15 protein-coding genes are annotated in these 15,103 nt (G+C 61.9%); 11 read left to right on the forward strand and 4 right to left on the reverse strand.

Translation table 11 applies throughout. From position 1 onward, the window contains the following. Nucleotides 1–52: 52 nt before the first annotated feature. Genes V3W27_RS01855 through V3W27_RS01865 form a run of 3 tightly spaced genes read left to right on the forward strand, consistent with a single transcriptional unit; the run spans nucleotide 53 to nucleotide 3,722 of the window. Entirely contained in the window at nucleotides 53–766 is a 714-nt protein-coding gene (locus tag V3W27_RS01855) for a fimbria/pilus chaperone family protein (protein WP_330205791.1), read from the forward strand. Then, on the forward strand, nucleotides 766–3,195 hold the full coding sequence (locus V3W27_RS01860) for a fimbria/pilus outer membrane usher protein (RefSeq protein WP_330205792.1): 2,430 nt from the start codon (nucleotides 766–768) through the stop codon (nucleotides 3,193–3,195). The genes V3W27_RS01855 and V3W27_RS01860 overlap by 1 nt, the downstream gene beginning before the upstream one ends. Then, nucleotides 3,192–3,722, forward strand: coding sequence for a hypothetical protein (locus V3W27_RS01865; protein ID WP_330205793.1), 531 nt, complete (start codon nucleotides 3,192–3,194; stop codon nucleotides 3,720–3,722). The genes V3W27_RS01860 and V3W27_RS01865 overlap by 4 nt, the downstream gene beginning before the upstream one ends. Here the strand turns inward: V3W27_RS01865 and V3W27_RS01870 are convergent, their stop codons facing one another. After that, nucleotides 3,723–5,141 carry an aminotransferase-like domain-containing protein gene (locus V3W27_RS01870; protein WP_330205794.1) on the reverse strand — a complete coding sequence of 473 codons (1,419 nt, stop codon included), beginning with the start codon at nucleotides 5,139–5,141 and terminating at the stop codon, nucleotides 3,723–3,725. It lies immediately after the preceding gene. A 179-nt stretch (nucleotides 5,142–5,320) separates the two neighbouring features. Here V3W27_RS01870 and V3W27_RS01875 point away from each other — a divergent pair, with 179 nt between their 5' ends. Beyond that, entirely contained in the window at nucleotides 5,321–5,566 is a 246-nt protein-coding gene (locus V3W27_RS01875; RefSeq protein ID WP_027610423.1) for a DUF1127 domain-containing protein, read from the forward strand. A 133-nt stretch (nucleotides 5,567–5,699) separates the two neighbouring features. On the opposite strand, the gene V3W27_RS01880 is transcribed toward V3W27_RS01875, so the two are convergent. Next, a complete protein-coding gene (locus tag V3W27_RS01880) occupies nucleotides 5,700–7,010 on the reverse strand; it encodes an NAD(P)/FAD-dependent oxidoreductase (RefSeq protein ID WP_330205795.1) in 1,311 nt (436 codons plus the stop codon). A 147-nt stretch (nucleotides 7,011–7,157) separates the two neighbouring features. On the opposite strand from V3W27_RS01880, the gene V3W27_RS01885 reads away from it, so the two are divergent. Further along, nucleotides 7,158–7,511 (forward strand): YkgJ family cysteine cluster protein, encoded by a 354-nt coding sequence (locus V3W27_RS01885; protein ID WP_330205796.1) that lies wholly within the window; start codon nucleotides 7,158–7,160, stop codon nucleotides 7,509–7,511. A gap of 110 nt (nucleotides 7,512–7,621) precedes the next feature. On the opposite strand, the gene V3W27_RS01890 is transcribed toward V3W27_RS01885, so the two are convergent. Continuing rightward, the gene (locus V3W27_RS01890; RefSeq protein ID WP_003177284.1) at nucleotides 7,622–8,110 is read right to left on the reverse strand and encodes an Lrp/AsnC ligand binding domain-containing protein; all 489 of its coding nucleotides are present in this window, start codon (nucleotides 8,108–8,110) and stop codon (nucleotides 7,622–7,624) included. A 156-nt stretch (nucleotides 8,111–8,266) separates the two neighbouring features. Here V3W27_RS01890 and dadA point away from each other — a divergent pair, with 156 nt between their 5' ends. From dadA to V3W27_RS01920, 6 genes are all read left to right on the forward strand, one after another. Continuing rightward, entirely contained in the window at nucleotides 8,267–9,571 is a 1,305-nt protein-coding gene (dadA, locus tag V3W27_RS01895; protein ID WP_007962383.1) for a D-amino acid dehydrogenase, read from the forward strand. Continuing rightward, nucleotides 9,543–9,896 carry a RidA family protein gene (locus V3W27_RS01900; RefSeq protein WP_027610426.1) on the forward strand — a complete coding sequence of 118 codons (354 nt, stop codon included), beginning with the start codon at nucleotides 9,543–9,545 and terminating at the stop codon, nucleotides 9,894–9,896. Before dadA ends, V3W27_RS01900 begins: the two co-directional genes overlap by 29 nt. Nucleotides 9,897–9,990: 94 nt before the next feature. Then, nucleotides 9,991–11,064, forward strand: coding sequence for an alanine racemase (gene alr / locus V3W27_RS01905; RefSeq protein WP_330205797.1), 1,074 nt, complete (start codon nucleotides 9,991–9,993; stop codon nucleotides 11,062–11,064). A gap of 88 nt (nucleotides 11,065–11,152) precedes the next feature. After that, nucleotides 11,153–11,701 (forward strand): cupin domain-containing protein, encoded by a 549-nt coding sequence (locus tag V3W27_RS01910; protein ID WP_007920393.1) that lies wholly within the window; start codon nucleotides 11,153–11,155, stop codon nucleotides 11,699–11,701. 182 nt (nucleotides 11,702–11,883) lie between these two features. Next, a complete protein-coding gene (locus V3W27_RS01915) occupies nucleotides 11,884–12,297 on the forward strand; it encodes a c-type cytochrome (protein WP_330205933.1) in 414 nt (137 codons plus the stop codon). Nucleotides 12,298–12,436: 139 nt separating this feature from the next. Then, on the forward strand, nucleotides 12,437–14,359 hold the full coding sequence (locus V3W27_RS01920; protein WP_330205798.1) for an acetyl-CoA hydrolase/transferase C-terminal domain-containing protein: 1,923 nt from the start codon (nucleotides 12,437–12,439) through the stop codon (nucleotides 14,357–14,359). Between the two features lie 133 nt (nucleotides 14,360–14,492). Here the strand turns inward: V3W27_RS01920 and V3W27_RS01930 are convergent, their stop codons facing one another. After that, nucleotides 14,493–15,065, reverse strand: a complete 573-nt coding sequence (locus tag V3W27_RS01930) for a xanthine phosphoribosyltransferase (RefSeq protein WP_007962388.1) — start codon at nucleotides 15,063–15,065, stop codon at nucleotides 14,493–14,495. Nucleotides 15,066–15,103 lie beyond the last annotated feature (38 nt).

The raw sequence follows: 15,103 nt of genomic DNA on the forward strand, positions 1-15,103 counted from the left end.
TTCATTCAGCGCGCCCTTTGCCGGGTGCGCTGCCCCCTGCGGAGCAATACCGATGCCGATTTCAATGTGCCGCCCAGGCTTGCGGGCGTTGCCACTGTGCCTGCTCGTCTTGATTTTGATGCCCGGGGTTCACGCTGCCGGAATGGTGCCGCAAACCCCTGTGCTGGTGGTGGATGAGGGCGTCGGTGAAGCGACGATGAATGTGCGAAACACCGAAACGCGTCCGGCCCTGCTGCACACCACGGTCGAAAATATCGAGCCGCACGATCAACAGCTGTTGCTGTTCAGTCCGCCGATTGCCCGTGTCGAGCCTGGTGCGGTGCAGCAGGTACGGTTCATGTTGCAGAGCGCCGAACCATTGCAGACCGAGCGTCTGAAACGGGTGATTTTTGAGGGGATCAATCCTGTGGCAGGTGTCGACGGTGCCCGGGTCAATCTGGGGGTTCGGCAAAACCTGCCGGTGATCCTGCGCCCCGCCGGTCTGCCAGTGGAGCGCGAGCCATGGAAATGCCTGAGCTGGTCAGCCACGGCTGAAGGTTTGCTGGTCAGTAATCCCAGTCCTTACGTGGTGCGCCTGGCCAAAGCGATTGTTCCGCTGCCGGGCACGCAGGCGGTGGATCTGCCGCGTACCTGGATCCTGCCAGGGGAGCGCCTGTCTGTCGGGTCGCCGTTGAACGTGACAGTGCGAACCATGGCAGTGCGGATCTTTCCGGCGACCACCTATGGCTTTGCGGTCGATCACTTTGATGCCCCGGTTACGCACTGATGCGCGCGTGTGCCCGTCAGGGACTGGCACTGCTGATGGCGAATGCGATCGGCATGACGATGGCCAGTGAAGGGGTGGAATTCGATGCGCAGGTGCTTCGCGAGCGCGGGCTCGACCCCGCATTGGCTGAGTACTTTCGCCAGGCACCGCGTTTCTCCCAAGGCACATGGCTGGTCGCGCTTGAGGTCAATGGACAGCCACGGGGGCGGGTGTTCGTGGCATTCAATGAACAGGGCGAGCCGTGCCTGCAACCGGCCTTGCTCAAGGCTGCTGGTGTGCGCGCGCAAGCGGCTTTGCCCCCCGTTCAACCGCAGCAGTGCCTGACGCTGGGCGAAGGTCTGCCAGCGGCCACCGTTGCATTGCATCCCGGCAAGGAACAGATCGACCTGCTGCTGCCGACGGACCTGTTGGCATTGCCGGAATTCCAGCCACGCAGCTTCGCCAATGGCGGAGTGGGCGGCGTGTTCAACTACGATGTTTTGGTCATGGGCAGCCAGCACGAGGGGCAACGTAGTGACTTTCGCAGACTGGGTTCGGAGTTCGGCCTGAATGCCGGCAACTGGGTCTTGCGCAGTCGCCAGTCCTATACGCAGTTGCCCGATAGCACTCGCTTCGAGCATCTGTATGCCTACGGCACGCGCACCCTGGAAGACTACGAAGCCAACGTGCAGATCGGCCAGTTGAACTTGCAGTCGCCATTGTTCGCCGGCGAATCGTTCAACGGAGTGCAGATTCTGCCGGAAGGTGCGTTCGCGCAAATGCGCGCAGCACAGGAGGGCGCACGTGGCGAGGTCGAGGGCATTGCCTGGTCGCCATCACGAATCGAAGTCCGGCAGAACGGCGTGCTGATCTACACCACGCTGGTTCCCGGCGGCCCCTTCACCTTGCGCGCGCTGCCGTTGTTGAGCAACCAGCTCGACCTCGAGGTCAGCGTGCACGAGCAGGAAGGGCAAGTGCGGCGTTTTCGCGTCCCGGCAGCCAGCCTGCAGGATCCACAATCCGATCGCGCCGACGGCTTCAACCTGGCGCTGGGCACGGTGCGACGCCAGGGTTCGGATGATCGTCAGGCGCCGTCGTTTGCCACCCTTGGGCGGGAGTGGAGTCTGTCGCGCGCGGTGCGCGTGAGCGGCGGGCTCCTCGGTGGGGCGGATTATCTGTCGGCAGGCTGGGGGCTGCAGCGTCAATGGCCGGGCAATCTGAGCACCGGTGTGCGCCAGGTGCTGTCCAGCGATCGAGACACAGGCATTGCAGGTCATGAGGTGCAAATGACCGTCAGTGCCGTGTTGTCGCCGAATCTGTCCACCAGTGTGGTTGCGGTGCACCGTGGCCAGGGCTTTCGCAGCCTGTCGGACACCGGCTGGAGCCAGCAGCAGGGACGGGCCGACGCCTCCGGGCGCGATCACTGGACATTTTCGCTCAACGGTACTGTCGAGCGCTGGGGGGCATTCGGCATGACCTGGTCGCGCTACACCAGCGTGGACGAGCCACCCGACATGCGCCTGGGATTGTCCTGGTCGCAGACACTGCCCGCGCGCATCAGCCTGTCGTTGAGTATGGAGCGAGGGATCGGCGATGCCGACGCGAGGCAGCGGGGCACCTCGGTCTATCTGACGGCGGCGATGCCATTGGGCGATCAGCGCAGGGCTCGCAGCTACCTGCGCAGCGATCCGCGATCCGGGATGCGCAGTGGCGTGTCGATGAGTGAAGTGCTCAGTGAAACCCTGGCCTATAGCGCCAGTGCCGAACAGCGTGAAGCCGCGGCGCCATCGCTGGGTTTGCGGGTCAACGCACTGGCGCATTACACCAGTCTGGATCTGGGCCTGAACCAGCGAGCCGGGGCTAGCGAATTCGACCTGGGGCTGCGCGGCGGCATGGCGTTGCATCGCGACGGTGTGACGCTGTCGCCGTATCCGCTGCGCGAGACCTTTGCCGTACTCAAGGCTGGCGACCGTGCGGGTCTGAAGCTGTACACGCCGCAAGGCCCGGTGTGGACGGATGGATTGGGCCGGGCGGTGGTGGCGAGTTTGCCGGCCTATTCCACAGCCCGGCTGGAAGTCGATCCGTTGAGTTTGCCGCGCAACGTCGAGGTGCTCGACGGTTATCAGGAGGTCGAGGCCGGGCGTGGCTCGGTTCAGCATATGGATTTTTCCATCACCCGCGTGCGGCGTGTGCTGTTGAAGGCCAGGACGCTTGACCGGCAATGGCTGCCCAGTGGCCTCGCCGTACAGAACGGGCAAGGCGAATACGTGACCACGGTGCTTGAGGCCGGGGCGATCTTTCTACCGGACATCAAACCCGGTCAGTCGCTGCGGGTGCAACTGTCGGATAGCGCGCACTGCGACCTGCAATTCAATCTGGCTGAAGCGCCGGACGAGCAAGCATTGATCGAGCCCGTCGACGCGCTCTGTCAGCCTTTGAACCTTACATGACCGAGTTATTGCGCATGCATCGATGGATTGTCCTGATCACGCTGGCATCGTTGGCATCGACCTCGGTCATGGCCAGCGAGGCCTGTCAGATGACACTCTCACCGAGCGCTGTGGACTATGGCGTTTCGACGCGGGCGGAGCTGCTCGCCCGGCCATCGGGCAATGACGGCAGTTTTGGTGTGCGCACGGTTCATCTACGGATTCAATGTCCGGCTGCGCGCGCCATCAGGTGGAACTTTGCTGCTCCGAGCAGCGATGCGCTGCATTACCGCTGGGCACCGGGACGGTTGCAGATACGCATTGTGGCGGCGCGTCTGGATGGCGCGCCGGTGCAATGGCAGCGCGATGATGGCGAGGCGGGCCTGTTGCAGCCTGGCGATCGCATCACCGCATGGCGCGCAGGCAGTATCGCCGCCGGACGCCATCTGGAGGTGGAGCTGGAAATCGAAGCGCGCGTCAGTGATGCCTCAAGTCGTGTCGCCGACCTTCAGCGATTTGAGGGATTCGGTACGTTTCAGCTGGAATGATCAGGCTTCGGCCAGCAGTTTGATCGCCGCCGCGCCAACCTTGCGAACCGCCTCTTCGATCTGTGGTGTCGGTTTCGCCGCGTAGTTCATCCGCAGACAATTGCGGTACTTGCCCGAGGCGGAAAAGATGCTGCCGACGGCAATCTGTACGCCCTGATCGTGCAGCGCGCGATTGAGTTTCAGCGTATCGAAACCCTCCGGCAATTCGACCCACAACATGAAGCTGCCCTGTGGACGACTGGCGCGGGTCCCGACCGGGAAGTAGCGAGTAACCCAGTCGATCATCGCGTCACGATTGCGTTGGTATTGGCTGCGCATCCGCCGCAAGTGCGGTTCGAAATGGCCGCCCTTGAGAAATTCGGCGATGGCGATCTGCGGCTGCGGTGCGGTGGAACCGGTGCTGATGTATTTCATGTGCAGCACCCGTTCCAGATAACGGCCCGGCGCGACCCAGCCGATGCGCAGGCCCGGGGCCAGGGTCTTGGAAAACGAACTGCACAGCAGCACGCGACCGTCCTCGTCGAAGGACTTGATCGTGCGTGGACGCGGGTAGGTGTAGGCCAGTTCGCCATACACGTCGTCCTCGATGATCGCCACGTCGAAACGCTGCGCCAGCGTCAGCAACGCGCGTTTGCGTGACTCCGGCATGATGTAGCCGAGCGGGTTGTTGCAGTTGGGGGTGATCTGGATGACCTTGATCGGCCACTGCTCCAGCGCCAGTTCCAGCGCTTCGAGGCTGATGCCGGTCAGCGGATCGGTGGGGATCTCCAGAGCTTTCATGCCCAGCCCTTTGAGGGTTTGCATGGCACCGTGAAAGCTTGGCGAATCCACCGCGACGATATCGCCCGGCTCGCAGATCGCGTGGATGCTGGTGGACAGCGCTTCGTGGCAACCGGTAGTGATCACCAGGTCGCTGGCGCTCAACTGGCTGCCGGAATCGAGCATCAGCCGGGCGATCTGTTCGCGCAGTTCGAGGGTGCCGTGGATGTTGTCGTAATACAGACCGGGCATGTCCTGGCGGCGGCTGATCCGCGCCAGTCCGCGCAACAGCGGTTTCATCGTTGGCGTGGTCACGTCGGGCATGCCGCGACCCAGTTGCACCAAGTCCTTGCGCGGCACCGCGCGAATCAGCTCCAGCACCTGATCCCACTGCGAAATCTCCACCGGCCGCTGCGCCGGGCGCCCGACCGCGGGCAGTTCCGGCAGCTCGCGACCCACCGGCACGAAGTAGCCGGACTTGGGTTTCGGTGTCGCCAGACCGCTGTCCTCAAGCATGCGATAGGCCTGCTGCACCGTGCTGAGGCTGACCCCGTGTTCTACGCTCAAGGCGCGCACCGAAGGCAGGCGATCGCCAGGACGGTAGAAGCCTTGTTCGATGCGGGTGCCGAGCAGTTCGGCGAGGTTCACATACAGGGTCATGGCACTGCCTCGATGCAGGTGATTCGTTAAACCAGTACAGATGCAGCAAAAATCGGTGATTCAGTCTCAGGAATGGCAAATCTGTATGGAATTAATACAGATGTGTTGAATCTGTAATGCTTTTGCCGACCCGCGCATCATGGAATCTCTGGCTACCCAAGTAAACAGGAGCAACAAAAATGAACGGCTTGAGCGATGTGCGGCTGACGTTACGCAGTCAGGAACTGGCGGCAGGGCAGGAGGACAGTGCATGGAATAGCGCCATGCGTAACGCGCCGTCCGGCCTGAGTCGCTGGGGCCTGTTCTGGCATCGTCTGCACACGCGCAAGGCGCTGTTGAATCTGACGCCGGAGCAGCTCAAGGACGTCGGGTTGACCCGGGAGCAGGCAAATGAAGAGGGGTTGAAGCCGTTCTGGCGGATCTGAACGTTTTAGCGCCTGTTTCGGCCCCTTCGCGAGCAAGCCCGCTCCCACATTCGACCGTGTTCTCAAGGTGGAGCGCGGTCACCTGTGGGAGCGGGCTTGCTCGCGAAGGCGTATTCAGGGCCTCAAAAAAACATCAGACCAACTCTTTAATCCGATGCCACAACATCCCCAACGCCAGCAACGGCGAGCGCAAATGCTTGCCGCCGGGGAAGGTGATGTGCGGCACCTTGGCAAACAGATCAAAGCCACCGCTGTGCTGCCCGCTGATCGCCTCGGCGAGCAGCTTGCCCGCCAAGTGCGTGGCATTCACTCCGTGCCCGGAATAGGCCTGGGCGTAATACACGTTCGGTTGATCATTGAGCCGGCCGATCTGTGGCAGACGGTTGGCGCCGATGCCGATCATGCCGCCCCATTGATAGTCGATCTTCACGCCCGCCAGTTGCGGAAACACTTCGAGCATCTTCGGCTGCATGTAGGCGCCGATGTCCTTCGGGTCGCGCCCGGAATAGTGGCAGGCACCGCCGAACAGCAGGCGCCGATCGGCCGAGAGCCGATAGTAGTCCAGCGCCACGCGCTGGTCGCAGACGGCCATATTTTGCGGTAGCAGGCTGTGCGCCAGTTCTGTGGAAAGCGGTTCGGTCGCGATGATGTAACTGCCGGCCGGGAGCACTTTGCCGCTGAGTTGCGGATTGAGGTCGTTGAGGTAAGCGTTGCAGCCCAGCACCAGAGTCTTCGCCCGCACCGAGCCTTGAGCTGTGTGGACGCGAACTTCCGGGCCGTAGTCGATGCGCGTGACGCCCGACTGTTCAAACAGTTTGACGCCCATTTGTTGCGCAGCAGCGGCTTCGCCCAGCGCCAGGTTCAGTGGGTGCAGATGCCCGGAACCCATGTCGATCAAGCCGCCGACGTAACGTTTGGAGCCGACCACGGTGTGCATTTCATCGGCTTGCAGCAGACGGGTTTCGTAGCGATAGCCAAGGCTGCGCAGCTCTTCGGCGTCTTCGGCAAAGCCCTCAAGATCGGCCGGTTTGTTGGCGAGGTCGCAGTAGCCCCAGGTCAGATCGCACGGGATCTGGAACCGTTCGACGCGCTGGCGGACGATTTCCACCGCTTCCAGGCCCATCAGTTTCATCTGGCGAACGCCGTCAGCGCCGATGACGTTGCTGAACTGATCGAGGCCGTGGCCGACCCCGCGAATCAACTGCCCGCCGTTGCGGCCGCTGGCGCCCCAGCCGATCCGGTGGGCTTCCAGCAACACCACACTGAGGCCGCGTTCGGCCAGTTCCAGCGCGGTGTTCAGCCCCGAGAAGCCACCGCCGACCACGCACACGTCTGCGCTCAGCTCGCCTTGCAGCACCGGATACTCGGGCTGCGGCAGACTGCTGGCGGCGTAATAAGAGGCAACGTGGGGTTGGCTCGCGAAGGTTCGGGCGCGGGCATTCATGGGCATCATCCAACGGCTGGGTGTCGAGAAAATTTGACGGAGCATAAGCCGCACGGCCGAAGACGGGCAACACTGGTCGGACGTTGCTGTGTGTATCACGGCTTTTGCGGCACAATTGCCGCCTATTTGATGTGGGTTACTGTTTCGATGAGCTGCAACCGCCAGACAATCCGCGACCTGCGTCAGCAGATCCCCACGTTCGACTGCGTGCCGGGCTGCCACGATTGCTGTGGGCCGGTGACCACCTCGCCGGAAGAAATGTCGCGCCTGCCGCGCAAGACCCGCGCCGAGCAGGATGCGGCGATGGAAGAGCTGAACTGTGTGCACCTGGGGCCGGATGGCTGCACGGTGTATGGCGAGCGACCGCTGATTTGCCGCTTGTTCGGTACTACCAAAACCCTGCCATGCCCGAACGGGCGGGGGCCGGTGGAGCTGATTCATCCACGGGTTGAAAAGCAGATCTTCGAGTACATGGCTTCGAATCGGCAGGTGTTGGTTTAACGGGTTCACTCGGAACCGAGCTGACGTCTTCGCGAGCAGGCTCGCTCCCGCATTTGAAATGCATTCCCCTGTGGGAGCGAGCCTGCTCGCGAATGGAGCGATGCCAATCTTCAGTCTGGAATCGGCAGGCTCAGGCTCTCTTTCACCTCTTCCATCACGATATAGCTTTTGGACTCACGCACATGCGGCAGCTTCAACAGGATGTCGCCCAGCAGCTTGCGATACGAAGCCATCTCGGAAATCCGCGCCTTCACCAGATAGTCGAAATCTCCTGACACCAAATGGCATTCCAGCACGTGCGGCAGTTTCAGCACCGCGCGGCGGAACTCTTCGAAGGTGTCGCCGGATTTGTAATCGAGGCTGATCTCGACGAACACCAACAGGCTACCCTTCAAGTGCTGCGGATTCAGGCGGGCGTTGTAGCCCATGATGATCCCTTCGCGCTCCAGCCGGCGCACCCGCTCCGTGCACGGTGTGGTGGACAGACCAACCTTCTCCCCGAGTTCGGTAAACGATATGCGCCCGTCCGCCTGCAGGATCCGCAAAATGTTGCGGTCGATCTTGTCCAGCTCACGTTTGGTCTGAGTGTTGGTACGCATAGGGGATGCGCCTCCGTGAAAAGGGTTTTTGCCGAGAATTGTCGCCAAATATAGGCGCTTATATAGTGAAATGCACTGGCCATTCTTTTTTACACTGCGCGCATCATTGCTCTAACAACAGACGTACGCGGCCCCGCCGCGATGAGGGATACAAAAATGCGCGTAATGGTCTTGGGTAGCGGCGTCATCGGTACCGCCAGTGCTTACTATCTGGCCCGTGCCGGGTTTGAAGTGGTGGTGGTCGACCGGCAGCCAGCCGTGGCCATGGAGACCAGTTTCGCCAACGCCGGCCAGGTGTCGCCGGGTTATGCCTCGCCATGGGCTGCGCCGGGTGTACCGCTCAAGGCCATCAAGTGGTTGCTGCAGCGCCACGCGCCGTTGGCGATCAAGGCCACTGCCGACATCGACCAGTACCTGTGGATGGCGCAAATGCTGCGCAACTGCACCGCTAGCCGTTACGCAGTGAACAAGGAGCGCATGGTGCGTCTGTCCGAGTACAGTCGCGACTGCCTCGATGAACTGCGCGCCGAAACCGGCATCGCCTACGAAGGCCGCAGTCTCGGCACCACCCAGCTATTCCGCACTCAGGCGCAGCTCGATGGCGCCGCCAAAGACATCGCCGTGCTGAAAGAATCCGGCGTACCGTTTGAAGTCCTCGACCGCGCCGGCATTGCCCGTGTCGAGCCGGCACTGGCCAATGTCACCGACATCCTCGCCGGTGCTCTGCGTCTGCCGAACGACCAGACCGGCGACTGCCAGATGTTCACCACGCGTCTGGCGGAAATGGCGGTGAAACTCGGGGTGGAATTCCGCTTCGGCCAGGACATCCAGCGCCTCGACTACGCTGGTGACCGCATCAACGGCGTGTGGATCGACGGCAAGCTGGAAACCGCCGACCGCTACGTGCTGGCCCTCGGCAGCTACTCGCCGCAGTTGCTCAAGCCGCTGGGCATCAAGGCGCCGGTGTATCCGCTCAAGGGTTACTCGCTGACCGTGCCGATCACCAACCCGGCCATGGCCCCGACCTCGACCATTCTCGACGAGACCTACAAGGTCGCGATCACCCGTTTCGATAACCGCATCCGCGTCGGCGGCATGGCGGAAATCGCCGGTTTTGACCTGTCGCTGAACCCGCGTCGGCGTGAAACCCTGGAGATGATCGTCAACGACCTTTATCCTCAGGGCGGCAATCTGGCCGAGGCGAGCTTCTGGACCGGTCTGCGTCCGACCACCCCGGACGGCACGCCGATCGTGGGCGCCACGCCGTTCAAGAACCTGTTCCTCAACACCGGTCACGGCACCCTGGGTTGGACCATGGCGTGCGGTTCCGGTCGTTTGCTGGCCGATCTGATGGCGAAGAAAAAGCCGCAGATCAGCGCCGAAGGCCTCGATATTTCCCGTTACGGCAACAAGCCTCAGGAGTCCGCAAAACATGGCAATCCAGCGCCAGCTCACCAATGAGCGCATGAGTCAGATCGTCACCCACAACGGCACCGTGTATCTGGCCGGGCAGGTCGGCGACGACTTCGACGCCGGGGTCGAACAGCAGACCCGCGAGGTGCTCGCCAATATCGAGCGTTTGCTGGATCTGGCCGGGACTGACAAGCAGCATCTGCTGTCGGCAACGATCTACCTGAACGACATCGAGGCGCACTTTGCCGGGATGAACTCGGTGTGGGATCAGTGGCTGCCCAAAGGCGCCGCGCCGGCCCGGGCCACCGTCGAAGCGAAGATGGCCAAGCCGAGCATCCTGGTCGAGATCTCCATCGTCGCCGCGTTGCCGTAACCGATTCAAAGATCCCTCTCCCGGCGCTGTTGGCGGTTCACGTCGTCAGTCGGCGCCGGTTTTTATTTCCATGACCGCCTAGAAGTCTGCCGCCATGCGTCCTGCCCGTGCCCTGATCGACCTAGAAGCCCTGCGTCACAACTACCGAATTGCCCGCGAAGTCACCGGCGCCAAGGCGCTGGCGGTGATCAAGGCTGATGCCTATGGTCATGGTGCGGTGCGTTGCGCCCAGGCGCTGGAAGCCGAGGCCGACGGGTTTGCCGTTGCCTGCATCGAAGAAGCGCTGGAGCTGCGCGCCGCCGGCATCAAGGCCCCGGTGTTGTTGCTCGAAGGGATCTTCGAAGCTGATGAGTTGGCGCTGATCGTCGAGCATGATTTCTGGACCGTGGTGCATTCGCTGTGGCAACTTGAAGCCATCGAGCAGGCGGCACTGAGCAAACCGATCACCGTGTGGCTCAAGCTCGATTCCGGCATGCACCGCGTCGGCCTGCATCCGAAGGACTACGCGGCGGCCTACCAGCGCCTGCTGGCCAGCGGCAAAGTGGCGAAAATCGTGCTGATGAGCCACTTCGCCCGCGCCGATGAACTGCATGAGCAGAGCAGCGCCGATCAGGTCGCGGTGTTCGAAGCGGCGCGTCAGGGTCTGGCTGCCGAAGTCAGCCTGCGCAACTCGCCGGCCGTGCTCGGTTGGCCGCAGATCCACAGCGACTGGGTGCGCCCGGGCATCATGCTCTACGGCGCGACCCCGTTCGAAGAAGCCAACGCCGTGGCCGAGCGTCTGCAACCGGTGATGACCCTCGAATCGAAAGTCATCTGCGTGCGCGAACTGCCCGCCGGCGAGCCGATCGGCTATGGCGCCAAATTCATCACCGACAAGCCGATGCGCATCGGCGTGGTTGCCATGGGCTATGCCGATGGCTACCCGCGTCATGCCCCGACCGGCACGCCGGTGCTGGTGGCCGGCAAACGCAGCCGCCTGCTTGGCCGCGTATCGATGGACATGCTCTGCATCGACCTCACCGATGTGCCGGAAGCGGACCTCGGTTCGACCGTGGAGCTGTGGGGCAAAAACATCCTCGCCAGCGAAGTGGCGCAGTGGGCGGACACCATTCCGTACCAGATCTTCTGCAACCTGCGTCGCGTGCCAAGGCTCTATTCCGAGGGTTGAGGCCACTGCGGGGGCCAAGTGTTGTAAATACTGAACGCTGTCGCCATGATAACGCTCAATATTCTTACAACATCAGGAGGCTCCCGCCTTGGACGTCGGTGAACGACTGCAATCGATCCGCAAGCTCAAAGGGCTTTCCCAGCGTGAACTCGCCAAACGCGCGGGCGTCACCAACAGCACCATTTCGATGATCGAAAAGAACAGCGTCAGCCCTTCGATCAGTTCGCTGAGGAAGGTTCTGGGCGGGATTCCCATGTCCATGGTCGAGTTCTTTTCCGAAGAAATCCTGCAGGAAGTCCCGACCCAGATCGTCTACAAGGCCAACGAGCTGATCGACATCTCCGACGGCGCCGTGACCATGAAACTGGTCGGCCGCGCGCACCCGAGCCGGGCCATCGCGTTTCTCAACGAAATCTACCCGCCGGGCGCTGATACCGGCGAAGAAATGCTCACCCATGAAGGCGAAGAAACCGGGATTCTGGTGGAAGGGCGTCTGGAACTGGTGGTGGGTCTGGAAACTTTTATTCTCGAAGCCGGCGACAGCTACTATTTTGAAAGTACCAAGCCGCACCGTTTCCGTAATCCGTTCGACGCGCCCGCGCGACTAATCAGCGCAGCCACGCCGGCGAATTTTTAAAGACAGAGGTGCCAGGCCATGACGGTGAAGGCATCCGATGAGTTTTTCCACAGCGCGGTATAACCCCTTCGACTATGGGGTTGTTTCAGTGTGGCGGGCTACCCGCTATACTTGCGCCCGCCTGCGAACCGTGGCCGCAGGCGTGAATAGCCACCATTGAGGGTGAACGCGTGAACCTAATTATGAAAATGCTGGCCGCACCAGCAACCGTACTGGCCCTCTGGGCTGTCAGCGCTCAAGCTGCGACGAATGACGACATTGCCAAGCGCCTCGAGCCGGTCGGCCAGGTGTGCGTTCAGGGGCAGGAATGCAAAGGGATGGAAGTCGCTGCCTCCGCTGGCGGCGGTGGTGGGGCGAAGACGCCGGATGAAGTGATTGCAAAACATTGCAACGCTTGTCACGGTACGGGTCTGCTGGGCTCCCCAAAAATCGGCGACGCCGCAGACTGGGGCAAACGCGCCAAAGAGCAAGGCGGGATTGACGGTCTGTTGGCCAAAGCCATCAGCGGCATCAACTCGATGCCACCAAAAGGCACCTGCGCCGATTGCTCCGACGAAGAGCTCAAGGGCGCGATTCACAAAATGTCCGGCCTGTAATTCGCCGGCATCGCTCGCTGAAAAAACCGTCTTCGGACGGTTTTTTTGTGCCTGCGATTCACGGCTTTCGCTGTCCTTTGCAGCAAAGTCGAGGCAAGCTCGGTCTACCCCTATTCACGGAACGGGCAGGAGGCTTCAGATGGTGCAGTTGTGTTCGATCGAACAGGCGGTGGACGAGGTGCTCGCACGCTTGCCGGCGCATATCCACATGGGCATGCCGCTGGGGCTGGGCAAGCCCAATCACTTCGTCAACGCGCTGTACCGGCGCATCAAGAGCCTGCCCGAGCGGCAACTGACGATCTACACCGCGCTGTGCCTGGGGCGGCCGACGCTGGGTGACGGTCTGCAGAAGCGCTTCATCGAACCCTTCGTCGAACGCGTGTTCGGTGATTATCCCGAATTCGACTTTCTCGCTGATCTGCAGCGTGACAGCCTGCCCGCCAACATCCGCATCGAACAGTTCTTCATGCAGCCCGGCAGCCTGCTCAACAGCGCACCGGCGCAGCAGGACTACGTCAGCAGCAACTACAGCCACGCCGCCCGCGATATCAATGCCGCCGGCCTCAATCTGGTGGCGCAATTGCTCGCCAGCAGCAGCGAGCATCCCGATCGCCTGAGCCTGAGCTGCAACCCGGACATCACCCTCGACCTGTTGCCGATGATCACCAAGCGCCGCGATGCCGGGGAGACCATTCTGCTGGTCGGCCAAGTGCACACCGATCTGCCGTACATGCCCGGCGATGCCGAAGTCGATATCGACACCTTCGACCTGCTGATCGACGCGAAAGACAGCAGCACGCTGTTTTCCACGCCGAACATGCCGGTGGGTTTTCAGGATCACTTCATCGGTTTGCACGCCAGCACCCTGGTGCGCGACGGCGGCACCTTGCAGATCGGCATCGGTTCGATGGGCGACGCGCTCACGGCCGCATTGCTCGCGCGGCAGGCGGACAACGCTGGTTACCAAGCCTTGCTCAACGACATCAATCTCAGTCAGTGGGCACAGTTGATCGAGCGCGAGGGCGGTACCGCGCCGTTCGCCAAAGGCCTGTATGGCTGCAGTGAAATGTTCGTCAACGGTCTGCTGGTGCTGGCCGATGCCGGGATCATCCGGCGCAAGGTCTACCCCGACGTGCACACTCAGGAGCAGGCCAACGCCGGCACTCTCGATGAGTCGGCGCAAACCGATGGCATCTCGGTGCACGGCGGCTTCTTCCTCGGTCCGCGCAGTTTCTACGAGCGCCTGCGTGAGTTGCCGCAGAGCAAGCGCCTCGAATTCAACATGACCCGCATCAGCTACATCAACGAGCTGTACGGGCAGGAAGAGCTCAAGCGCTTGCAGCGTCTCGATGCGCGATTCATCAACACCGTGTTCACCATGACGCTGATGGGCGCGGGTGTGGCCGATCAATTGGAAGACGGGCGGGTGCTCAGCGGTGTCGGCGGGCAATACAATTTTGTTGCCCAGGGCCACGCGCTGCACGATGCGCGCTCGATTCTGATCCTGCGCAGCTGGCGCGAGTCCGGCGGCGAGGTCAGCTCGAACATCGTCTGGGAGTACGGCCATTGCACGATTCCACGGCACCTGCGCGACATCGTGGTCACCGAGTACGGCATCGCCGATCTGCGCGGCAAGACCGATGCGGTGGTGATCGAGTCGTTGCTGAACATCAGCGATTCACGCTTCCAGCCGGGGTTGATCGAGCAGGCACAGAAGGTCGGCAAACTGCCGAAGGACTTCCGCCTCGATCCGCGATTCGCCGACAACACCCCGCAACGCTTGCAGGCGATTGCCGCGAAGCATCCGAACCTGTTTCCGGAATATCCGCTGGGCTGTGATTTCACCGCGATCGAGCGCGATCTGCTGCGGGCGCTGAACTGGCTGAAGAGCAAGTTCAAGCTGAGCGAGATCTTGGAGCTGGGCAAGGCTGCGCTGGATGCGCCGGAGGCTTCGACGTTCCCCGAACACCTTGAACGTATGCAACTGACCAACCCGGAAGGCCTGAAAGAAGAGCTGTTCCAGCGTCTGCTGCTCACCGGCCTGAAGGCCACCGCGCAGTGACGGCTCACCCCAAAAACCACTGTGGGAGCGGGCTTGCTCGCGAAGGCGGTGTATCAGTCGAAGAATATGTCGACTGACACGACGCCTTCGCGAGCAAGCCCGCTCCCACAGGGGGTATTGCGGTGCTGCTGGTTTATTCGATGAAGGTAACGACGCCATCCTTCAGCGATTTCACGCGCGCCAGCGATTCAACGCGATAGCCCTGCGAATCCAGCTCGGCACGGCCGCCCTGGAACGACTTCTCGATCACAATGCCCAGACCGGCGACGGTGGCGCCAGCCTGTTTGATGATCGAGATCAGCGCCTGCGAAGCCTTACCGTTGGCCAGGAAGTCGTCGATGATCAGCACGCGGTCGCTGCTGGTCAGGTGACGCGGCGAGATGGCCACGGTGCTTTCGGTCTTCTTGGTGAACGAGTAAACGGTCGCCGACAGCAGGTTTTCGGTCAGGGTCAGGGACTGCTGCTTGCGGGCGAAGATCACCGGCACGCCCAGGTTCAGACCGGTCATGATCGCCGGAGCGATGCCCGAGGCTTCGATGGTGACGATCTTGGTGATGCCCGAATCCTTGAACAGCGTGGCGAATTCGTCGCCGATCAGCTTCATCAGGGCCGGGTCGATCTGGTGGTTCAGGAAGGCGTCGACCTTCAGGACCTGGTCGGAAAGCACGATGCCTTGTTCGCGGATTTTCTGCTGCAATGCTTCCATGAAGCTGTCCTCGTTTAGCGCTTGTGCGCCCTAAGCTT

The sequence above is a fragment of the Pseudomonas sp. AM14(2022) genome, assembly GCF_036346455.1.
Classification (GTDB): Bacteria; Pseudomonadota; Gammaproteobacteria; order Pseudomonadales; family Pseudomonadaceae; genus Aquipseudomonas; species Aquipseudomonas putida_A.

What these genes read in the sequence shown, in the direction of transcription:
- V3W27_RS01855 (WP_330205791.1), top strand. Translation starts at nt 53, where the DNA reads ATGCCGATTTCAATGTGCCGCCCAGGCTTGCGGGCGTTGCCACTGTGC.
- V3W27_RS01860 (WP_330205792.1), top strand. Translation starts at nt 766, where the DNA reads ATGCGCGCGTGTGCCCGTCAGGGACTGGCACTGCTGATGGCGAATGCG.
- V3W27_RS01865 (WP_330205793.1), top strand. Translation starts at nt 3,192, where the DNA reads ATGACCGAGTTATTGCGCATGCATCGATGGATTGTCCTGATCACGCTG.
- V3W27_RS01870 (WP_330205794.1), bottom strand. Translation starts at nt 5,141, where the DNA reads ATGACCCTGTATGTGAACCTCGCCGAACTGCTCGGCACCCGCATCGAA.
- V3W27_RS01875 (WP_027610423.1), top strand. Translation starts at nt 5,321, where the DNA reads ATGAACGGCTTGAGCGATGTGCGGCTGACGTTACGCAGTCAGGAACTG.
- V3W27_RS01880 (WP_330205795.1), bottom strand. Translation starts at nt 7,010, where the DNA reads ATGAATGCCCGCGCCCGAACCTTCGCGAGCCAACCCCACGTTGCCTCT.
- V3W27_RS01885 (WP_330205796.1), top strand. Translation starts at nt 7,158, where the DNA reads ATGAGCTGCAACCGCCAGACAATCCGCGACCTGCGTCAGCAGATCCCC.
- V3W27_RS01890 (WP_003177284.1), bottom strand. Translation starts at nt 8,110, where the DNA reads ATGCGTACCAACACTCAGACCAAACGTGAGCTGGACAAGATCGACCGC.
- dadA (WP_007962383.1), top strand. Translation starts at nt 8,267, where the DNA reads ATGCGCGTAATGGTCTTGGGTAGCGGCGTCATCGGTACCGCCAGTGCT.
- V3W27_RS01900 (WP_027610426.1), top strand. Translation starts at nt 9,543, where the DNA reads ATGGCAATCCAGCGCCAGCTCACCAATGAGCGCATGAGTCAGATCGTC.
- alr (WP_330205797.1), top strand. Translation starts at nt 9,991, where the DNA reads ATGCGTCCTGCCCGTGCCCTGATCGACCTAGAAGCCCTGCGTCACAAC.
- V3W27_RS01915 (WP_330205933.1), top strand. Translation starts at nt 11,884, where the DNA reads ATGAAAATGCTGGCCGCACCAGCAACCGTACTGGCCCTCTGGGCTGTC.
- V3W27_RS01920 (WP_330205798.1), top strand. Translation starts at nt 12,437, where the DNA reads ATGGTGCAGTTGTGTTCGATCGAACAGGCGGTGGACGAGGTGCTCGCA.
- V3W27_RS01930 (WP_007962388.1), bottom strand. Translation starts at nt 15,065, where the DNA reads ATGGAAGCATTGCAGCAGAAAATCCGCGAACAAGGCATCGTGCTTTCC.